20 protein-coding genes and 5 tRNA genes are annotated in these 21189 nt (G+C 38.3%); 18 read left to right on the top strand and 7 right to left on the bottom strand.

Going from position 1 to position 21189, the window contains the following annotated elements; genetic code table 11:
• Positions 1–62: 62 nt before the first annotated feature.
• From HII17_RS06570 to HII17_RS06560, 3 genes are read right to left on the bottom strand one after another with little or no spacing between them, the layout of a single operon-like run.
• On the bottom strand, positions 63–1412 hold the full coding sequence (locus tag HII17_RS06570; RefSeq protein ID WP_169074548.1) for an ATP-binding protein: 1350 nt from the start codon (positions 1410–1412) through the stop codon (positions 63–65).
• On the bottom strand, positions 1405–2076 hold the full coding sequence (locus HII17_RS06565; protein WP_169074547.1) for a response regulator transcription factor: 672 nt from the start codon (positions 2074–2076) through the stop codon (positions 1405–1407). Before HII17_RS06565 ends, HII17_RS06570 begins: the two co-directional genes overlap by 8 nt.
• Positions 2077–2082: 6 nt before the next feature.
• Positions 2083–2361, bottom strand: a complete 279-nt coding sequence (locus HII17_RS06560) for a PepSY domain-containing protein (RefSeq protein ID WP_169074546.1) — start codon at positions 2359–2361, stop codon at positions 2083–2085.
• A gap of 186 nt (positions 2362–2547) precedes the next feature.
• Here HII17_RS06560 and HII17_RS06555 point away from each other — a divergent pair, with 186 nt between their 5' ends.
• Positions 2548–3444 carry a choice-of-anchor H family protein gene (locus HII17_RS06555; protein ID WP_169074545.1) on the top strand — a complete coding sequence of 299 codons (897 nt, stop codon included), beginning with the start codon at positions 2548–2550 and terminating at the stop codon, positions 3442–3444.
• A gap of 79 nt (positions 3445–3523) precedes the next feature.
• Complete coding sequence (locus tag HII17_RS06550; protein WP_169074544.1) at positions 3524–4009, top strand: hypothetical protein; 486 nt, start codon at positions 3524–3526, stop codon at positions 4007–4009.
• Between the two features lie 98 nt (positions 4010–4107).
• Here the strand turns inward: HII17_RS06550 and HII17_RS06545 are convergent, their stop codons facing one another.
• Positions 4108–5544 (bottom strand): GAF domain-containing sensor histidine kinase, encoded by a 1437-nt coding sequence (locus HII17_RS06545; RefSeq protein WP_169074543.1) that lies wholly within the window; start codon positions 5542–5544, stop codon positions 4108–4110.
• 150 nt (positions 5545–5694) lie between these two features.
• Between HII17_RS06545 and HII17_RS06540 the strand changes: the two genes are divergently transcribed.
• Positions 5695–6753 carry a GGDEF domain-containing protein gene (locus HII17_RS06540; RefSeq protein ID WP_169074542.1) on the top strand — a complete coding sequence of 353 codons (1059 nt, stop codon included), beginning with the start codon at positions 5695–5697 and terminating at the stop codon, positions 6751–6753.
• A 16-nt stretch (positions 6754–6769) separates the two neighbouring features.
• Here HII17_RS06540 and HII17_RS06535 read toward each other — a convergent pair whose 3' ends face one another.
• Together HII17_RS06535 and HII17_RS06530 are read right to left on the bottom strand one after the other, a co-directional pair.
• Entirely contained in the window at positions 6770–7579 is an 810-nt protein-coding gene (locus HII17_RS06535) for a substrate-binding periplasmic protein (protein WP_169074541.1), read from the bottom strand.
• 18 nt (positions 7580–7597) lie between these two features.
• Positions 7598–7858, bottom strand: coding sequence for a hypothetical protein (locus tag HII17_RS06530; RefSeq protein WP_169074540.1), 261 nt, complete (start codon positions 7856–7858; stop codon positions 7598–7600).
• A gap of 151 nt (positions 7859–8009) precedes the next feature.
• Between HII17_RS06530 and HII17_RS06525 the strand changes: the two genes are divergently transcribed.
• From HII17_RS06525 to HII17_RS06480, 10 genes are all read left to right on the top strand, one after another.
• Complete coding sequence (locus tag HII17_RS06525; RefSeq protein WP_169074539.1) at positions 8010–9161, top strand: iron-containing alcohol dehydrogenase; 1152 nt, start codon at positions 8010–8012, stop codon at positions 9159–9161.
• 178 nt (positions 9162–9339) lie between these two features.
• Positions 9340–9960, top strand: a complete 621-nt coding sequence (locus tag HII17_RS06520) for a 50S ribosomal protein L25/general stress protein Ctc (protein WP_169074538.1) — start codon at positions 9340–9342, stop codon at positions 9958–9960.
• 18 nt (positions 9961–9978) lie between these two features.
• Entirely contained in the window at positions 9979–10563 is a 585-nt protein-coding gene (gene pth / locus HII17_RS06515) for an aminoacyl-tRNA hydrolase (RefSeq protein ID WP_169074537.1), read from the top strand.
• Positions 10564–10609: 46 nt separating this feature from the next.
• The gene (ychF, locus tag HII17_RS06510; RefSeq protein ID WP_169074536.1) at positions 10610–11701 is read left to right on the top strand and encodes a redox-regulated ATPase YchF; all 1092 of its coding nucleotides are present in this window, start codon (positions 10610–10612) and stop codon (positions 11699–11701) included.
• A gap of 140 nt (positions 11702–11841) precedes the next feature.
• Positions 11842–12195 carry a DUF3718 domain-containing protein gene (locus tag HII17_RS06505; RefSeq protein ID WP_169074535.1) on the top strand — a complete coding sequence of 118 codons (354 nt, stop codon included), beginning with the start codon at positions 11842–11844 and terminating at the stop codon, positions 12193–12195.
• 202 nt (positions 12196–12397) lie between these two features.
• Positions 12398–12474, top strand: a tRNA-Met gene (locus tag HII17_RS06500).
• Positions 12475–12482: 8 nt separating this feature from the next.
• A tRNA-Leu gene (locus tag HII17_RS06495) sits at positions 12483–12567 on the top strand.
• A gap of 38 nt (positions 12568–12605) precedes the next feature.
• Positions 12606–12680, top strand: a tRNA-Gln gene (locus tag HII17_RS06490).
• Positions 12681–12751: 71 nt separating this feature from the next.
• Positions 12752–12826: transfer RNA gene (locus tag HII17_RS06485), tRNA-Gln, on the top strand.
• Positions 12827–13054: 228 nt separating this feature from the next.
• Positions 13055–13139 (top strand) — tRNA-Leu (locus tag HII17_RS06480).
• Between the two features lie 332 nt (positions 13140–13471).
• Here the strand turns inward: HII17_RS06480 and HII17_RS06475 are convergent.
• The gene (locus tag HII17_RS06475) at positions 13472–14638 is read right to left on the bottom strand and encodes an FAD-dependent oxidoreductase (protein ID WP_169074534.1); all 1167 of its coding nucleotides are present in this window, start codon (positions 14636–14638) and stop codon (positions 13472–13474) included.
• A 159-nt stretch (positions 14639–14797) separates the two neighbouring features.
• On the opposite strand from HII17_RS06475, the gene HII17_RS06470 reads away from it, so the two are divergent.
• The 5 genes from HII17_RS06470 (at position 14798) to ybeY (ending at position 21172) form a co-directional block, all read left to right on the top strand.
• Complete coding sequence (locus HII17_RS06470; protein WP_169074533.1) at positions 14798–15244, top strand: hypothetical protein; 447 nt, start codon at positions 14798–14800, stop codon at positions 15242–15244.
• A 22-nt stretch (positions 15245–15266) separates the two neighbouring features.
• Positions 15267–18002 carry a ligand-binding sensor domain-containing protein gene (locus HII17_RS06465; RefSeq protein WP_169074532.1) on the top strand — a complete coding sequence of 912 codons (2736 nt, stop codon included), beginning with the start codon at positions 15267–15269 and terminating at the stop codon, positions 18000–18002.
• Positions 18003–18189: 187 nt separating this feature from the next.
• The gene (gene miaB, locus HII17_RS06460; protein ID WP_169074531.1) at positions 18190–19644 is read left to right on the top strand and encodes a tRNA (N6-isopentenyl adenosine(37)-C2)-methylthiotransferase MiaB; all 1455 of its coding nucleotides are present in this window, start codon (positions 18190–18192) and stop codon (positions 19642–19644) included.
• 24 nt (positions 19645–19668) lie between these two features.
• Positions 19669–20736 (top strand): PhoH family protein, encoded by a 1068-nt coding sequence (locus tag HII17_RS06455; RefSeq protein ID WP_169074530.1) that lies wholly within the window; start codon positions 19669–19671, stop codon positions 20734–20736.
• On the top strand, positions 20723–21172 hold the full coding sequence (ybeY, locus tag HII17_RS06450) for an rRNA maturation RNase YbeY (RefSeq protein ID WP_169074529.1): 450 nt from the start codon (positions 20723–20725) through the stop codon (positions 21170–21172). The genes HII17_RS06455 and ybeY overlap by 14 nt, the downstream gene beginning before the upstream one ends.
• The last annotated feature ends 17 nt before the right edge of the window (positions 21173–21189 follow it).

Below are 21189 nucleotides of genomic sequence, written 5' to 3'. Positions count from 1 at the left end.
ATCGAAATGAACTTGGGTTTAATTTAACAGTGGCAAACTGAACTGAAACTTAACGACCGAAACTATGAAGCAGGAAACTTTATAATAAATGCAGCACCATTTAGTTGGCTGTCTCTTTCTATAATAAGCTGACCTTTATAACTATCAACAATATCTCTAACAATAGCTAAGCCAATGCCATGGCCTTGCTGGTATGTATCAGCTCTAACACCGCGTTGCAGAATTTTTTTCCGATCTACTTCTTTAATACCTTTGCCATCATCACCAATTTGTACTTCCAATAGCTTCTTGTTATTAGTGACTTGTATGCTTATATTTTTATCGGCAGCCTTAAATGCGTTATCGAGTATATTACCTAGAACCTCCATCAAATCAGCTTCATCACCTCTAAACTTACAGTTTCTCACAATATTTTTTGTGACAATTATTTGTTTATCTCGATATATTTTAGTCAATGCTGAGACAAGTTTTTCTATAATAGGCTCTATATCCACACTTAGCCGCCAAGCAGATTCCCCTGCTGTTTGGGCTTTTTTAAGTTGATGTTCGATAATATTGCTTATTCTGTCCACCTCGTTATTTACTTCTACATTAACTTTATCTGAGGTCTTAATTGTCGCTAACGGTGTTTTTAAACTATGGGCTAAATCAGCCATAGCATTTCTATAACGAAGTCGCTGTGCTTGCTCATTTTTTAATAAATGGTTGAGTTGTTCTATTACCGGCTTAACTTCGTCAGGAAAGTTACCTTGCACATTTTCCTTGTCGCCCTGCTCTACCAGCCTTAATTCAGTAGACAATTGATTTAACGGCTTTAATGTCCACTTCAGCCATGCCCATTGGATCACTACAAACGCCATAGCAATTAGCAGTAGCCACACAAAAAGTTGTTGTCTAAAGGCATTCAATGACGAAAGGTAAGTATTTTGATTCTTGACTATATGTAATGTTATTGGGATTTCTATGCCCTTATCTGAATAACTTACTGATAAACTCGAAACAAAGTAATCACTATTAGTCTGTACTTGATAAAAGTTTCGTTCACCTTGTGGTGGTGGCTGAAAGATGTCCGTTCTATTTATCAGAGAAAGATTGAGTGCCGAGGGTGAGTGCCATAACATTGTTTTGCTATTAGTAACTTCTGTATTTTGACGCTCTACTAAGGCATATAAACCAGAGTCAATAACATTAAATTGGCTATCAAGAAGCTCTGTAGGCATAACAAGCTGACCATCAAAATATTCCGTGTCTGCTAAAATACTGTAACTTTGCGCTGTTAACTCATTTTCAATCGCGGCAATTAAATGCTTTTCAAATGCACTGTTTAACGTAAAGCCAATGGCAGGGAGAAGCACTAGCAGCATCGCAACTGCACTAAAAATCAGCCTAAATTTAAGTGAGTTTTTAATCATGTTTTAAGCGGTAACCTTGGCCTCGCAACGTTTCGATAAACTGATATTTGCTTTCAGGATCAAGCTTTTTTCTTAAACGCCTTATAAAGACCTCAATGACATTTGAATCTAAATCAAAGTCTTGATCATATAAGTGTTCAGTTAAGGTTGTTTTAGAAACCACCTCTCCTAAATGCAACATCAAATAAGCGATTAAGCGATATTCATAACTACTTAAAGCAACCGCTTTACCCGCCACTGTGACTTGATGACTCGCCGTATTGATACTTAATTCACCTTGTGTCATTACAGGGCTGGCCTGCCCAGCACTTCTTCTGATCAAAGCGTTTAATCGAGCATGTAATTCTTCTTGCTGAAACGGCTTAGTAAGGTAATCATCTGCGCCAGCATCGAGGCCCTGCACTTTGTCCTGCCAACGATCTCGCGCAGTAAGAATAAGAACAGGAAATTTTATATCGAGCGTTCTAAGCTCAGTAATCACAGAAATACCATCCCGTTTTGGTAATCCAACATCGATTACAGCCGCATCATAAGGATGCTCGGAACCCAAATAAAGCCCTTCTTCACCATCAAAAGCTGAATCAACACTATAGCCTTGTTCAACAAGCGACAGCTTTAAATTTTCATGTAATGCCATATCATCTTCTATAAGCAATAAGCGCATAATCCATTATCCTCTAATTCGACCGCTGACTCCGTCGACAAAAACTGAAATGATTCGACCATCTGGCTTTAATATTTTGACGCGATATCCGTTACCTGACGATTGCACCTTAAGTACTTTGCCACCAAATTTTGCTTTTACCATGCTAGCGGCTTGGCCTGCGCTTATGGACTTTTTATGCTTCTGGCTATTTTGTTTTTTATCAGCATAAGGAGCAGTATTGGCAGAGTAACTTGCCACACTCAATAAACTTATAACAACACACACCAAAGCTAAATTTTTCATAACAATATTATTTACATAAAAATGGAATACACCCTAGTGTAAAAGAATGCAGACATAGATGAAACGGACAATAACGAATAGTGATAAATTACTTTTATAAACCTGAACATAAACTGAACTAGCTATTCAGTTTATGTTCAGCTCCTACTTGATTAAATGAAGTGAAATCTATGTGGGAGCATCAATATGAATACGCAAAAGTCTACCTTAAAAGCGTCAAAAGCCAAACAAATCAACCAGCGTTTAGCGCTTGTAACTTGGTATAAAGTTATCCTTTGTATTTGGTGTTTTATCTTTGCTATTTGCTTTACAAACAATGCTAATGCCCAAGTTACAGATGCAGAGAATGCGCATACTGTTAATGAAAGTGCCTTAGTAAAAAGCCATAAAATTGTAGAAAGGTTCCGAAAAGAAAGTCAGCCATCAACCAAGCAGCAAGAAGAAACAACATTGAGTGAAGCTGATGACGTGATACTAATTACCCCATTGTCTCGTGAGCAACACCTATTACAAAAACAACAATCTACTCCTAAAGGTAATCACCAAAAAAGTAAACGCAATTTAGCCAAAGTAATCATTCAAGAGTTTCATATATTTGATGCTTATAGCCAATTGTTTGATGATTACGATGGCGATGGTTTTTATCAGACCTTCAGTGTTGCGTTTGATGCGGATGTTTATACATATAATGGCGTCGATCAAGCTAACGTCTATGCTGAAATATACCTAAGTAATAATGGCGGTCCATGGGAGTATTTTCATACAACAGATAATTTTATCATATATGGCGAATCGACAGATGATGAGTATGAAGTATTAAGCAATTTAACTAGCGGGTATAATACTGCTCATTACGACGTATTAATTGACCTTTACGAAGTTGGGTATAGTGGCATAATCGCGACATACAGCAGTGATGATAACAATAGCCTTTATGCGTTGCCTTTAGAAAGTGATGAATATGACACTGTTCACCATCACGACGATCACCACGGTGGTAGTACAAGTATGATTATAATCGGCCTTTTAGGGCTAATCATATTAGCGCGCAAGTTACGAATTTTTTACAAAATAGCCGATTAAGTTTGAATAACAGGGGCTTAGTATTATATATTCGAGTTCGAGAATGATACTTATTAGTAAAATAAGAAGGATTTGTTAAATGTCTGCTGCGGCTATCGCTTTATCAGCCTACCTAACAGCGCTGGGTGAAAGTATTCAAGACGAAAATCAGCAAAGATTGGCGCTAAACGAAACAGCGTTAAATATTGAATTTCACGGTGCACAAATCCTATTTAGTCATCAACAGTGGCACATATTAGATAACACGGTTTGCTACCAACATGATCGCAATAGTCCTGCATACTCAGATTGCACGATTCAAGCCAAGTCTCTGTTTAATCAAATTTGTTCAGCATTATCTAATCGTGCAACAAGCTATTGGCATCACCAGAAATATAAAGAAATGTACTGTGATGCAGCCGTTAATTTTCAACCAATGGTCGCAACAATTTCTTATGGTGAAAGTACGCAAATGTCTGCACAAGAGAAAAAGTGTAATCAGCTAATACTTAAAGCGCTTGTCAATAAAGATGAAGCTTCAATTAAAGAAAAAAATGAGGCATGTAAAGGCATTAGTAAAAAATAACAAGTTAAACCTTTCTACAACTAGTAACTCAAACATCAAGGTAAGTTGGCTAGGACAGTTTAGTTAATACTTACCTTTCCTCCACACACTTAATCACTTCACTCCAAAGAATTTGGATTTAACGGTAATACAATTTCAAAACGAATACCAACTGGAGATTGCATTAGTTGTATTCGACCATTAAGCACACTTGCAAGTAAATTACCTACAGTACTTAACCCCAGACCTATATTATTTTTGTTACGTTGTGTGGTGTAAAAAGGCTCGAATATTTTGGCACTATGCTCGTCATCTAATCCTACCCCGTCGTCCTGATAATTGATGACAACCTCGCCATGTTTCTTAACTGCAGTGATATGAATTGTTCCTGTTTGCCCGTCCTTAAAGCCATGTATCACCGAATTTTCAATTAGCTGATAGAATATTTGCCATAAGCTTTCTTTGGCGCAGGAAAGTGATATAGCATCAACGTCAATGACTAATAGATGACGACCTAACACTCCTTTCACGCTAGTTGCCACATCTTTCATTAATGCTTTTAAGTCGACCGATTCTATAGGGTATTGCTCTTGACCTGCTTCTATACTTTTAAAACGTCCTAAAAGCGCCCCTGCATTATCTAAGCTACGCTTATTCAATGACACCAGTTGCGCAATTTGATCAATCTGTTTTTCAAATAAACGTCGCGATAATTTGCCACTACCAAATGCTTGTTGCAATTTTTCTAGTTTTTCTTGTACTGTGCTCACCGCAACTAAAGCGTTACCTATTGGCGTACTCACTTCATGAGCAAATCCACACAGTAATGCATTAGTAGTAAGCATTTTTTCAGCGTTAATTTGATTAATGTGTAGCTGCTCTTTTTGCTTAATCAATTGCGCTAATTCAGCATTAGCTTGCTCTAATTGCTGTGTGCGCTGATCAATTGTCATATTCAATTTATTGTTGGCATCTAGAAATTGTTGACGATTTAAATCATTGTCAAAAACAACAGCCGCTAAGTTGGCACTCAATTCGATAAACTTTAAATCTTCATCTGATGGAGTATTAGGATATTGATAGTACATGGCAAACGTGCCAAAAACTCTGCCATCTCTTCCTACAATAGGTTCAGACCAACAAGCCTGTAAACCTGCTTCTAGCGCTAAGCCTTTAAACTGAACCCAATAAGGGTGGGTATTAATGTCTTCAACGATAACCCGCTCTTTGGTAAAAGCCGAAGTACCACACGAGCCTATGCCTAACCCGATTTGTACGCCGTCTAGTGCCTGACAATAAAACTCAGGTAAAGATACTGACGCCATAGGATGTAAGGTTTTTTTCTCAAGATTAAGACTCAATACTGAACACAACATATCAGGGGAATATAATTGCGCTTTTTGGCATAAAGTCTTCAAGATATATTCAATGCTTTTTCCAGAAGCTACTAGGCGCAGCACTTCACTACGCCCTTCTTCTAATTGACTTGCTCGTTGCCAATAGCTTAGTTGCTCATCAATAGGTAATTGATTTAGTGTAGAAATATTTGCTGTCATAACACCAACTGCAATTTTGTACTAATATCTATTTATAGTTAACACAAACCTAGACTGTCTAGTGACAATTCACAATACTTTTAGATATGTCAACGGTGATTAATATCAAAATATACATGTTTTATAGCTTTAGGAGCCTTTACCTATCATATGAAAAAGGACTGGTGGCAACGATTTGTAAATACAAAATCTAGTGAGAATATAGATACTAAACGTAAAAAGCTCGTACTCTTTGCCTTTACTTACATCGGGGGAACGATATTAGTTATCTTTGGCATAAAAACTCCCGCGGAAAGTAATTTAGCACTCAAGGTCATACTGCTGACTACTGCTGTTATCATTTTTTCAAATGCATTCGTCTCTTATTTTCATGAAAAACTGGAAGTAACTTTTACCATTACAGGGCTAAGTATTATTCCTATGGTTTGGGCAATCGTGTATACCGGAGGCCATCTGAATACAGGTTTGTATTGGACGTTCCCTTTCCCTATTACGCTCTTCATTTTATTTGGCTATTTACGAGGATTGCAGCTTAATATAGTACTTTTTTCTGGTATCGCTTTTTTAGTGCTTTCTCCAGAACAAATTGAAGCAAGCTACCGGATTGCAGAGGTTTCTCGTTATTTTGCCGCCTATATTGTTAATATCATCCTGTGCTTAATTGGCGAGTACTACCGATCACGTAGTCACACAGAATTAACCAAGTTGAGCGTAGAAAGGCAAAGGCAAGCCAATACAGATCCTTTAACCAAACTACCTAACAGGCGATTCATAAATACTGCATTTATGAATATGGTGACAGATGAACAATTTGATCACTTTCCAATAACAATAGCGGTCTTAGATGTCGATCACTTTAAACAAGTCAATGACAATTATGGCCACGATGCTGGAGACTTAGTATTAAAGCAACTTGCCGATGTTATTAAGAGTAGTGTTAGGGATACAGATATTGTCGCACGAACAGGTGGAGAAGAATTCTTAATGATTTTTCTTGATGCTGAAATTCAGACCGGACTTATTATTGCCGAAAAGGTTAGAGAAGCTGTTGAAAATAGTCAATTTGATATCCAAAACCGATCATTACCTATTACTGTAAGCATTGGCTGTGTTGAAGCTAAAACCTATCAGCAATTTGAACAAGGTACTTTATTAGCAGACAAACAACTTTATAAAGCAAAGTCGTCTGGTAGGAATTGCATTTGTTGACCCACGATTCACTAACTTAGTTTTCAAGTAACCAACTCTTTAGCCAACGGTTATACGCTTTTTCATTAGGGTAATTAGCAAGGTATATAGCCTTTACTTCATCATTTGTTACCATTTGCTCAATAGCTCGATTTATCTTGTTAATACTAACGTCAAGATGAGCTGAAGATTTATCAAACATCACATACATAAAGTTTTCTGTTAATGATGGTGTCAAAGGTTTCAAACAATTAGGTGCTTTAGATTGTGTGTACTTATAACAATATAAATTAATAAATGAATCAGAAAAGATAAGATAATCAATCCGTTTAGCTATAAGCATTTTATATAGCGCATTTCGATCAAGTATTGCGTAGATATTTTCAAAACCTAATTCCTCAGCCATTTTGTGCTGCACTGATCCCTTAGAAACACCAACCGCTGCGTGTTTTTTATCAATAGAGTTAATTTCGTTAACTAGAGAGTCTTGATAAGTAAATATGTGAACAGAATCTAACATTAATGGCTTTGAGAACTTTGCCCACTGTATCCGTTCAGGTGATTTCATTGCGCCGAATACACCATCAATTTTACCGCTGCTCAAATCGCTTAAAGAGCGAGCCCAAGCATCTTCAACAGGTGTTATAGAAATATCAGATTTAGCTGCTGCATGCATTAAAATATCCCAGCCAATTCGGTACGGCTTTGAAGTTTTCAAATACAGCTGATGTTCGTCAAAAACGCCTACCTTTAACTGTTCAGATCTTGCATTTAAAGACACTATTAATAACAAAAATAAGGCAATGCAAAACAATTTACTACTAGAGCAATTATTTAAGTGTTTCATGAGCAAACTCCCAAACAACTACTCCTTGTTGCTGCTATTATTGCGGTTGGAAGCCGCATGTCGATTTTCTCTTGTCACTAATAAAAATGTTAAATACATTTTAGTTGGTAAGCTAAAAATTAAGCCTAAGGCAATACAACCTGCACTAATGATCATACCCGATATCCCCATAGATTCAGGCAAATTAGCATAACTAATAAAATAATGTCCAAGGACAAGCAAACAAATACCTATTGCAATACAGATCTTCAATACTTTAATTGTTTGCTGCTCTGTCATATCAGTCGCCTAGCTTTGTATATATATAAACCTATCATATTAAATTCACTGTTTGTAATATTGATACACGTCATACTCTTGATTATCAAAACATTGATACACATATAAGGATTAACATAGCGCTTTTTTGTCGCCTAATAAGGAATTATTTATGCTTAATTTTACCTACTCTAACAAAACTATTATCCATTTTGGCGACAAGCAAATTGCCAAATTAACAAAGGCTATAGATAAAAAGCGCAAGGTATTGCTTGCCTACGGCGGTGGTAGCATTAAAAACAATGGTATTTACCAACAAATATGTGATGCGCTAAAAGAACATAATGTTGTAGAGTTTTCAGGCATAGAGCCTAACCCTAGCTACGAAACCACTATGAAAGCAGTTGAGTTAGTAAAAGAACAGGGGGTGGATTTTATTTTAGCCGTAGGTGGTGGTTCAGTCATTGATGGTTGTAAATTTATTGCCGCCGCTGCCAAGTTTGAAGGAGAACCTTGGGATATACTCGCTAAAAACGCGCCAGTTAAATCAGCAGTGCCGATTGGTGTGGTATTGACGCTGCCAGCAACAGGTTCAGAGTCGAACAGCTATGCAGTAGTATCTAAGTTAGCAACAAAAGATAAATTCGCCTTTGGTTCACCTTATGTTCATCCGGAATTTGCCATTTTAGACCCCATGGTAATGTCGACATTGCCGGAACGCCAATTAACCAATGGCATTGTTGATGCATTTGTCCATGTTATGGAACAATACTTAACCTTTAATGTAAATGGTAAAGTGCAAGATAGGTTCTCTGAAGGTTTGTTACTGACATTAATTGAAGAAGGACCAAAAGTTTTTAACGAAGTCAATGACGACGTTAGAGCAAATGTTATGTGGAGTGCCACCATGGCCTTAAATGGCTTAATTGGTTCTGGCGTCCCCCAAGACTGGGCAACACATGGAATTGGTCACGAAATCACTGCGCTTTATGGTTTAGACCATGCACAAACATTGGCCATCATTTTACCACGCATGATGTGGGAAATGAGAACCGAAAAACAAGACAAGCTTATTCAGTACGCTAGTCGAGTCTGGGACATCAACGAAGGCTCAAATGAAGAACGCATCAAGCTGGCGATAGAGAAAACGGAACAATTTTTTCAAGCGGTCAAAATGAAAACAAGATTTTCTGAATATCAATTGGGTGAGGAAGTTGTTGACACGCTTATTACCCAACTAGAAAGGCACGGTCAAACGGCGATGGGTGAAGCACAAGCAGTTACTCTAGAAAGGAGTAAAACAATTATCGCTAACAGTTTATAAATATTTTAAACGTCCGAATAACGCGTTTATATTAGCAGTTAATTTATTAGCAATTACCTATTCAAAGTGGTATTATGCTGCGCCTTTTTATTGTGGTTAGTCCAAATAAGAAGGGATTCAAGGTTGTTTTTGGTCGCAAAAAACAACCATTAACTCAATTTATTAAAGAGAATTTATCATGACTGATTTATTTACTTTGGATGCTGAAGTACGTACAGACCTAGGGAAAGGTGCGAGCCGCCGCCTACGTCACGCGAACAAAGTTCCAGCAATCCTTTACGGCGAAGGCAAAGAGCCTGTTTCATTAACTTTAGCACACAACAAAGTTTTCCGTGCTCAAGAAGAAGAAGCATTCTACTCGCACGTTCTTACATTAAACATCGGCGGTGAAGCTGTTGAATGTTTAATTAAAGACATGCAACGTCACCCGTACAAGCCAGTAATCATGCACATGGACTTCATGCGTATTGATGCTACACATGCTGTACACACTAACGTTCCAGTTCACTTCATTAATGAAGAAGCTGCAGCGAAGAAAGGCGGCACAGTTGCTCACCACATCAACGAAATCGCAGTAACATGTTTACCAGGTGACTTACCAGAGTTCATCGAAGTAGATTGTGCTGAGTTAGAAGTTGGTCAAACGCTTCACTTATCAGACGTTAAATTACCTAAAGGTGTAACTTCTGACGAGTTAGCTAAAGGTGAAAGCCACGACCAAGCTGTTGTTACGTTAAATGCACCTAAAGGCGCAAGCGACGATGCAGAAGCAGCTGAAGAAGAAGCTACTGAAGAATAATTAAGGATTTATCCTTAAATGACTATTCAGTTAGTTGTGGGGCTAGGTAATCCTGGCCCCGAATACGCTAAAACCCGCCATAATGCAGGTGTTTGGTTCGTTGAAGAACTAGCACGCATGCATAACATCTCTCTAAGAGCCGAGAAAAAGTATTCTGGTTTATACGGCAAAGGTAATATTGCTGGTCAAATTGTACATTTTCTTATCCCGACCACATTTATGAATCGAAGTGGTCAAGCTGTTGCACCTCTAGCAAACTTTTTCAAAATACCTGTCGAAGAAATACTTGTCGCGCACGATGAGTTAGATATGCTTCCTGGCATTTGCAAAATTAAGAAAGGTGGTGGTCATGGTGGTCACAATGGCCTACGCGATATAATTGCCCGTATGGCAAATAATAAAGATTTTTACCGTTTACGTATCGGTATTGACCACCCTGGTCATAGGGATCGCGTAACCGGACATGTGCTGGGGAAAGCACCAGCAAGTGAACAAAATTTAATTGATCAAGCTATAGATGAAGCAAGCCGTTGTTTTGACATTTGGTTAAAAGACGACTTAAAGAAAGCACAGAATCGTCTACACTCGTTCAAAGCACAGTAACAAACAAAAATCCGCAATAGCGGCATCAACGCAATAGGAAATAATCATGGGTTTCAAATGTGGTATTGTCGGTTTACCCAATGTCGGTAAGTCAACATTGTTCAATGCACTAACTAAAGCAGGAATTGAAGCAGCAAACTTCCCATTTTGTACTATCGAACCAAATACTGGTGTAGTACCAGTGCCCGACCCACGATTAGATCAAATTTCCGAAATCGTAAATCCAGAACGTGTAATCGCAACAACCATGGAGTTTGTTGATATCGCAGGTCTAGTTGCTGGTGCATCAAAAGGCGAAGGCCTAGGTAATAAATTCTTAGCGAATATTCGTGAAACAGATGCGATTGGACACGTAGTGCGTTGTTTTGAAAATGAGAACATCGTTCACGTTGCAGGTGAAGTAAACCCTGCTGAAGATATCGATGTAATTAATACTGAATTAGCCTTGGCAGATATGGACACTGCTGAGCGTGCGCTTCAAAAGCAAGCTAAGAAAGCTAAAGGCGGCGATAAAGATGCTAAATTCGAAGTTCCTGTATTGGAAAAAATCTTAAAACACGTTGAAGACGGTAATATGATCCGCTCACTGGAGTTAACGAAAGAAGAACTCATTGCGGTCAAATATTTAAACTTTTTAACAGTAAAACCTACCATGTACATCGCGAATGTAAATGATGATGGTTTTGAAAATAACCCATACTTAGATCAAGTACGTGAAATAGCGGCAAAAGAAGATGCTGTTGTTGTACCTGTTTGTGCTGAGATTGAAGGTGAGCTTTCTGAAATGGACGAAGAAGATCGTGAAATTTTCATGGAAGAGATGGGATTATCTGAACCAGGCTTAAACCGTGTCATTAATTCAGGTTACGGTTTATTAAATTTGCAAACCTATTTTACTGCTGGTGTAAAAGAAGTGCGAGCGTGGACATTTAAGCAAAATGCCACAGCACCACAAGCAGCTGGCGTTATCCATACTGATTTTGAAAAGGGCTTTATTCGTGCCGAAGTTGTCGCTTTTGACGATTTTATCGCTTGTAATGGTGAGTCGGGAGCTAAAGAAGCTGGTAAGTGGCGTTTGGAAGGAAAAGATTACTTAGTCAAAGATGGCGATGTCGTTCATTTTAGATTTAACGTTTAAGTTTTTGAAGATTTATCCGATAATATAAACAAGGAGCTAAATAGCTCCTTGTTTTATTTTGAAAATCTACCAAACTTAGTTAGGGAGATGTCATAGCTATATTGCTATGTTTTTTAACTAATACAATAAAAAGGTTGTTTATGAAAAAAACACTACTTATTGCAAGCCTAGTTGCTGCAACCGCTTCTTTCGCACCAGTTTCTGTTTCTTATGCCGATGATTCAGCACTGCGCATTTGTGAATATGTTGCTGCGAATGATAAAAACCGTTTACGTTCTTTCTTAAAGCAACGTAAATTAAAAATTCGTAAAATTTTTAAGGACATTAACTGTAACGGTCAAAACTTACTTGTATTCTCTGCTTCAAACAATGCGTTAGAGGTAGGAGAGTTTGTTATTGGTAAGACGCCTGCAAAAATAGTTAAAGCAAACTTAGAAGAAATTGCAAAGCATTCAGCTCACTTAGCAGAAGATGCTAAAGAGCGTATCGAGTAGTTTATAAATAGATTCAATAAAGCGAGCCAAATGCTCGCTTTATTTTTATCTAAAAGGTAATCAACTCGCACAGTTTGCAGACAGTTTGCTGACAATTTAGTCAAACAAACAAAAAGAGTGTTTTTTTTCAAAAAAAACGGTTGACGTGTCGCAATCAGATTTGCATAATACGCGCCACTTGCTGAGAGGCAAGATTGTAAATGGCTACATAGCTCAGCTGGTTAGAGCACATCACTCATAATGATGGGGTCCCAAGTTCAAATCTCGGTGTAGCCACCATTTACAATGCGGGAGTGGCGGAATTGGTAGACGCGCTGGATTTAGGTTCCAGTACCGCGAGGTGTGAGAGTTCAAGTCTCTCCTCCCGTACCATTCAATCAACGTTTAGTTGAGAGAATATGAAACATTGTAGGGGTATAGCCAAGCGGTAAGGCAGCGGGTTTTGATCCCGTCATTCAGAGGTTCAAATCCTCTTACCCCTGCCACTTTCATAGCGTAAGCTAAATCAACGAAAGTGGGAGTAAAAACCATCAATGTTTCAACTTTAAGATACTGTAGGGGTATAGCCAAGCGGTAAGGCAGCGGGTTTTGATCCCGTCATTCAGAGGTTCAAATCCTCTTACCCCTGCCACTATCTTAAAATAGACATTCTTTATTCAAACTAAGAAATTACTAATTTATAGAGTTTCTGGTATTGTTTAAATATCAGCACTTATTTAGTGCGAGAGTGATAACTCTTTAAAAATACGATACCTTAATATGCATAGTGCAGAATCAGTAAATGCGCTGGCATTATTTAGGTTTAAGCGTTCCAGTAACGCGAGAGCGGTAACTCTTTAAAAGTACAAAATCTCAGGATGCGGGAGTGGCGGAATTGGTAGACGCGCTGGATTTAGGTTCCAGTACCGCGAGGTGTGAGAGTTCAAGTCTCTCCTCCCGTACCATTTTGAGAAACCTTATTTATATCTTTATTACCCTTTTCAAGCGCCGAGAGCGTTTTTTGACACGTTGTTCTTTCTGAACAGAATAATAGCTCTGCACGCGGGCATTACTTAAAGTGTGAGCGCTCCAGTAACACCAAGTATAAGAGACCATACTTCCTTATTCATCAACACTTTGAGAATGCATTTTTAGAACATATTGAGAAATATTGTTTTAGGTAAACGCTAATAACTTTCAATAAAAAGATTTCAACCTTTTCACCTGTGATAGAGCAACCTTTGTCGACTTTGTAGAGTTTACGTTAAACCTTGGCTATGCAACGTCTATCGAGGTGTTATAAACCACATGCATATTTAAGCACTTTGCTTTTCACCAATGGAGCTCGATGAGCAGCAAATAACCCGATGTTTCTCACAACTTTTAGCAAAGCTGAGTTATTAGAAAACGTCGCATATAACCCGTCCATTGCAGACATCATCAATAAGTTGTCTGGGCGCCTTGTTTTTTCATATTGGGCCAATATTGAAAAGTCATGCCAGCATTTACCCTCTCCAATAGCTGAAGCTATGATAGTACTCAACATTTTTACATCTTTAAAACCGATATTTACCCCCTGTCCTGCCAATGGGTTAATGGTATGTGCCGCATCACCAAGTAATAAAACTCGACCTTTTTGATATTGATTCGCATGTTGACGTGTCAATGGAAAGTATGCCTTATCAATCACTTTTACACCGCCAAGTCGTTTGGGGAATGTTTTATGTATTTCATCAGTTAGCTCATCACTGTTCATTTGTGCTAATTGTTTGATTTTTTCCCTAGAGTTATACCAAACCAATGATGCCGAATTTCCTGGCATTGGTAACATAGCAACAGGTCCACTTGGGAAGAATTGCTGCCAAGTAATATCTTGCTGTGGCCGCTGTGTTTCAACATTTATCAACATAGCAGACTGGCTATAGTTCCAGCCAGTACAGCCAATCCCAGCTAACGTTCTGATCATTGAATTAGCACCATCAGCTGCCAGTATCACTTTGGCGCTAAATGTTTTGGAAGAAGTAGTTAAAGTCACTCCTTCACCATCTTGATTGAAGTTGCTAATTTCTTGGCCAAGCACAATTTCAACATTGTCATGATGTTTAATTTGTTGCCACAGTGCTAACTGGATTAATCTATTTTCTACAATGTGGCCCAAATGCGGCAGACGAATGCTATCTGCGTCAAATTCTGCATAAGCCAACTCAGACTCCCATACACCTAACCGACGATAGGGACACAGTCGCCAATCCATGATTTGCTGCCAAGCACCCAAATCCCTCAATAGGTTTTCAGATGCGGTCGAAATTGCCGACACACGCAAATCAAAAGGCTGCTCCATAGAAAATGCCTTAGGCTCATTACGCTCAAGTACTGTAACCTTTAAACCTAATTGCGCTAAAGAAAGCGCTGATGCAGCGCCCACCATGCCACCGCCAACTACTATAATATCGCTTTGTTGCATACGTTATTTAATATAATCCAATCACCTGTTCTAGTCTAAAAGGAACCTTATCTATTAGCGAGTAAATTCAAGCTATTATGCTAACTTTTTATTTGAAAAATTTAATCTATACTGACCTTTGGCACCCTCGCCAATTAATCTAATAATAAAGGAAAGATTATGTCTGCGTTAAAAGAAGAAAAAATAATAAGTTCAGATATTAAATTAATTTATGATTTAACTGAAAAGCCGAACCATACTCAATTAAAAGCTCACGAGGATAGAGCCGTTATTGCCAAACTTCGAGCAGATTTAGTATTACCTACTGACAAAATATTAACAGTAGATATAGATTTCGATACCACAAGTGGCTACCATGGCAACACTATGCTGATTATGGACGATTATGGTGTTGAAATGTTTACCGCAGCAATTGCCGCTAAGCATGGCCAAGAGCACGCAGATAGAATCCTCAATGCCTGGAATAACAAAAAGAATATAGATGACCCGAGAAAGCCTACTTACATGTTGGTTCAAAAACCTAGTACACCAAGTGACTTACCTAATGTGTTTGTTGCATGCGGTGACAGGGATCACAAAGATATTAAAGCGCAACGCGTTAGTTAATAAACCCACAACAAAGCGGAATTTGCTAATACCGCTTTGTTGTCTGCTGTCTGGACTAGTTCATGCGGTCCCCACACCATCGATACAATACCTGGCTAAAATCAATGATATCACTCAAGATGATGACGGCTATATTTGGTTAGTTGGCCATCAAGGGATAACTCGTTACGATAGTATTAACAGCATTACGTTTTCTACTAATGATGCTAACTGGCAAGTTCCTTTCACTTGGACTCATGAGTTAGAACATTACGGTAATAAATTTATCGCCTCTTCTGAGACCAATGGTAGTTGGATATTCGATCCGAAAACAGGTCGAGTTGAGCCAGTCAAAATCAAGACAGAATCCAAAAGCCACTATCACACTATAGCTTTCAAAGGCCACTTCTATACTTACTCTAAGTTACAAGTATTCCAACATAAAATTAATACTGGTGAAACAAAAGCTATCTTCGATACAAAGGGGACTTCATTTTTCGCTAAAACGGCCCAAAACTTATATATGAGGACCACAGGCGGGCTTTTCGTTTTAAAGGAGAATAATTTTGAAAGTGTACTCCAAGAGAGAATTAGAAGTATCGTTGCAGTAAATAATTACTTAATAGCAACGACAGAGAATGCATTGTATTCAATTGATGAAAATAATGAAATTAAATCAATCCCAATAACCAGTGCTATACACGGATTGACGAAAACACATAATTCGACTAGTTTTTTCACTATTTCCGACCAGGGCGAAATTAAAAAGTACCGAGCGAATGACTTAGCAGAAATAGAACATGGCTTTGGCAATACCCGAAAAGGCAGAATAAAGGCCGCTTTTCATGATAGTTCCAATGTATTGTGGCTAGCTAGCAACTTAGGCGTCGAAACATTGGTTGAAAGCTCGATAAAAAACTATCCTATTGTTTTTAGTGTCGCGAGCAATGCAAACGATTTAGCGATATTTAAAGGTGAACTTATAATTGGTAGCTATGGGAAAGGCTTACAAAATTTCAGAAAAGATTCAACTGTATTACCAGAGAATATAAATAAACTCTTTTCCGATAAAGGTCTTCGCATAATGGATGTATTAAACATTAACGAAGACCTCTATATTGCGACATTTGATGGTGTGTGGCGACTAAGTGCTAAACAGAATACACTCGAGCGCATTAATTTTCCTAATAACAATAAGTTATTGCTTAAAATGTCTTATTTAAATGGCATTTTATACATAGGAACAAACTATGATGGGCTCTATACATATGATATTGCTAACAATCGTATAGTCGATCATGTATCGAAAGAAGATGGTTTAATTGCTAACGAAATCATTGACATCTATGCCTTCGAAGACGGCGATATATGGCTAGCAACAACTCATGGCATCAGCATTTATAATCGTAACAATAAGACTATTAAAAACCTGCCTAGCCAAGGACCTGGAAAATACATTTCTCTAGCATTTTCCGACAATAAAGTATTTGCCGCTACATTGGGCGACGGTATTTTAATTTATGACCGCGAAGGCACTCTACTATCAATAATCGCAAAAGGGATAGAATTTAGTTATAGCTCGAAAGTTCAAGATGAAATATGGGTTGGTGCTGCTATGGGCTTGTATATTATTGATCCAAAATCCCACCAATTTAACCTTTTACCTAATACTGAGCGATACTCTTTTTCAGGAGAGCTACAGATAGTAGATGAACGCGTGTTCTATAACCACTATGGCGGTGTCATTGAAATCCCATTAACAAAGTCAGATTTTTTTAATGCGAATGTCTTTATTGGTAAATCAACTATCTCTGGTCAACAGTCAATAGTCCAACAGCCAGTAAACATAAATTCAGCCAGTGAAGTCGTTACTTTTGACTTAGTGAGTTTAGATTATCGCCCAGGTCAAGCTAAACAGTTTAGGTATAGAGTAAATAACGGCAGTTGGAATCAACTGAGTAGCAGCCAGCTGACATTAACCGGCTTAGCGTCAGGTGAGTATAATATTGAAGTAATGGCAACCAATAGCCTAGGCCAATGGAGTAATAACCGCGCTTTTGCCAATATTTCAGTTGCTTACCCTTGGTATTGGACATCTAAAATTCGCATAATTTATGCTGTAGTCCTAATCTGCGTTATATCATTAGTTGCTTGGTTACTTTATCTGCGAGCGCAATCTATTCGCAATATCCATATACTGTTGGCTAATGAATTAAAAACAAAAGGTAAGCGAGATCTTTCAGCTAATCGAAATATCAATCTTACGCTAAAGCTTTTAGATGAAAATAAAATTGAAGATGCCAAGTCTGTTCTAACGCAAAACTTAGAGGTAATAGAACAAGATAGTAAGCACGACCTGCCAGATAGCCTATTTGGGAAGTCACTCGAAGTAGCAATTCCATATTTTGCTGAGTATTTACATCAAAAACATCATGTAAATTTGGCCTACGAATCAGAGCTACCCGATCATAAAACCGACTATGAATTGCAAAGCAATATTTATAAAATCATATACGAAGCAATAACTTGTGCAATTTCTAATGGTGATGGCCGAAACTTCCATGTCACTTTACAAGAGTTTAAGTCAAAAATTTGGTTAACCATTAGTGATGACGAAACTAGTTTTTCACACTTTAACAACAAAATTACTTTCAATATGTCGATGTACTATATCAGGCAAATAGCTAACAAATACAAAGCGTCAGTTAATACCTTTGAGCCAAACGATGATAAAGGTAGCCAAATAGTTATCAGCTTCCCATTAATGGATATCTCTTAATAAACGTTATTAATTACCATTAATTGCTAATAACTTTTAGTACAAACTAGCGCCAAACCGCAAGAAAGAGTAAAATACGCGACCCCATATCAAGGCTAACGAAATATAAATGCGTTTAAAGGGCTTGGTATGAAAATTCTCTAGCAAAAACTAGAATCAATTTAACTGTATTATTGGACACGTATTAATGAGCAAAAAGCTTTATATCAAAACTTGGGGTTGTCAAATGAACGAGTATGACTCGCAGAAAATGGCAGAACTACTCGACTCAACACATGGTTTCACCTTAGCTGAGGAAGCTGACGAGGCTGATGTTATCTTACTTAATACCTGTTCAATACGTGAAAAAGCTCAAGAAAAAGTATTCCATCAGCTTGGTCGTTGGAAAACACTTAAAAATGAAAATCCAGACCTAATTATCGGTGTTGGTGGCTGCGTTGCTTCTCAAGAAGGTGATGCAATTCGCGCACGAGCACCGTTTGTAGACATGGTTTTTGGTCCACAAACCCTTCACCGTTTACCTGAAATGATTCAGCAGGTAACGGGTGAAAAATCTCCAGTTGTAGACGTTACATTCCCAGAAATTGAAAAGTTTGACCGACTACCAGAACCGAAAGCTGAAGGAGCAACTGCATTTGTTTCTATTATGGAAGGCTGTAGCAAGTATTGTACTTTCTGTGTGGTTCCATATACCCGTGGTGAAGAAGTAAGTCGCCCTTTAGATGACGTTTTATATGAAATTGCGCAGCTTGCCGAACAAGGTGTTCGTGAAGTAAACCTACTTGGTCAAAATGTAAATGCTTTCCGTGGTGAAACACATGACGGTGGCATCTGCAGATTTTCAGAGTTATTGCGCTTAGTAGCAACCATTGATGGCATTGACCGTATTCGTTATACAACCTCTCATCCAGTTGAATTTACAGACGATATTATTGAAGTCTATAAAGACGTACCTGAATTAGTTAGTCATCTGCACCTACCCGTTCAGACGGGAAGTGACCGCATATTAACGCAAATGAAGCGTTCGCATACTGCATTAGAATATAAATCTCAAATTCGTAAGCTTCGAAAAGCGCGTCCTGAAATTTGTATGTCTTCTGATTTCATTATTGGTTTCCCCGGTGAAACTGATCATGATTTCGAACAAACAATGAACCTCATCAAAGATATCGATTTTGATTTGAGTTTTAGTTTTATTTATAGCGCTCGCCCAGGTACTCCTGCCGCCGACTTACCAGACGACATCAGTGAAGAAACGAAAAAGCAGCGCTTACAAATATTACAAGATCGCATCAACCAACAAGCATTACGTATTGCTCGCCAAATGTTAGGCACTGAGCAGCGTATACTAGTTGAAGGTCCGTCGAAAAAGAACCCTATGGAATTGCGTGGACGTACCGAAAATAACCGAATTGTTAACTTTGAAGCACCGCATCACGTTATTGGCCAGTTTGTTGATGTTGAAATCACCGATGTCTACGCAAACTCTTTACGTGGTAAGTTAGTACGAGAAGAAAAAGATATGGGTTTACGAATTGCCCACTCGCCTTCAGATATTTTGGCTAACAGTCATCATGGTGATAACGCGATGGCAAGTACTAATGGCACCGATGATTTAGGTGTTGGTACTTTTACTCCATAACAATGATAAATAACGGAATTTTACTTGAGTACTGATAACAAAACCCTCCTCACTTTAGAGCCTGTCGATAATTCACGGCAGGCTAATTTATGTGGGCCATTAGACGATAACTTAAAAACAATTGAACGCCGTCTTGGTGTGGAAATAAGCTATCGTGGTAATGAATTTAAAATTGTTGGCCAGCCAGTAAATTCAAGTGCTGTAGCCAAGCTACTAAAAGATTTATACGTCGAAACCGAAATCGTAAAAGGCCGTATGAAGACCATAACAGCCGAGATGGTTCATTTGGGTATTTTAAATGCCGGGGTATTAGAACAAGCACCGACTAAAGTTGATGTTGATTACGAAAAAATGGTAACCATCAAAACAAAGCGCGGCATAGTCAAGCCTCGCAATCTTAATCAATCAGCTTATGTGCAAAATGTTATTACGCATGATATTACTTTTGGCATTGGGCCAGCGGGTACTGGTAAAACGTACTTAGCAGTCGCCTGTGCTGTAGATTCCCTAGAGCGCCAAGAAATTAGACGTATTCTACTTACCCGGCCAGCAGTAGAAGCTGGAGAAAAGCTTGGTTTTTTACCGGGCGATTTATCGCAAAAAGTAGACCCTTATCTTAGACCACTATATGACGCGTTATTTGAAATGCTTGGCTTTGAAAAGGTTGAAAAGCTTATTGAGCGCAATGTTATTGAAATTGCACCACTAGCTTATATGCGTGGCCGTACATTAAATGATGCATTTATTATTTTAGATGAAAGTCAAAATACGACGGTCGAGCAAATGAAAATGTTCCTAACCCGAATCGGCTTCAATTCTAGAGCAGTAATCACCGGTGATATTACCCAGGTAGATTTACCTCGCGGACAAAAGTCCGGTTTACGCCATGCTATTGAAGTATTGCCAAATATTCCAGGTGTTAGTTTTAACTTCTTCCAATCTAAAGATGTTGTTCGTCATCCAGTTGTTGCTCGTATAGTAGAAGCTTATGAAGCATTCGACTCAAAAATGGCAAAAGTAAAAGCAGAACGCAAGGCTAAAGAAGCTCAAGAAAAAGCATTGCAAGAATCCAAGCCTAATGATAACACTTGATATTCAGCGCATAGTAGCTGATGAACATCTGCCCGATGATGAAGACTTTCAGACTTGGGCAGAGGCGGCGTTAGCAAAGTACAACAAACCTTTTGAACTTACGATTCGCATTGTAGGTTGTGAAGAAAGCCAAACGTTAAACAGCACATACCGTCAAAAGGATAAGCCAACTAACGTATTATCTTTTCCTTTTGAAGTACCAGAGGGTATTGAACTTGAACTGCTTGGTGATCTTGTCGTATGCGCAGATATAGTCAAGCAAGAAGCAAAAGATCAAGGTAAATCAATAAAAGCGCATTGGGCGCACATGATTATTCATGGCTGCTTGCATTTGCTTGGCTTTGATCATATAAGTGACGAAGAGGCTGAAGAAATGGAAGCCTTAGAAATAGACATTTTAAAAAATCTTGGGTTTAATAACCCTTATGAAATTTAATAGGAAATAAAAAAGCT

It is taken from the genome of Thalassotalea algicola (assembly GCF_012932965.1).
GTDB classification, from domain to species: Bacteria; Pseudomonadota; Gammaproteobacteria; order Enterobacterales; family Alteromonadaceae; genus Thalassotalea_F; species Thalassotalea_F algicola.
The sequence above is the reverse complement of the archived record's forward strand: the minus strand, read 5'-3'. Positions and strand labels throughout refer to the sequence as shown.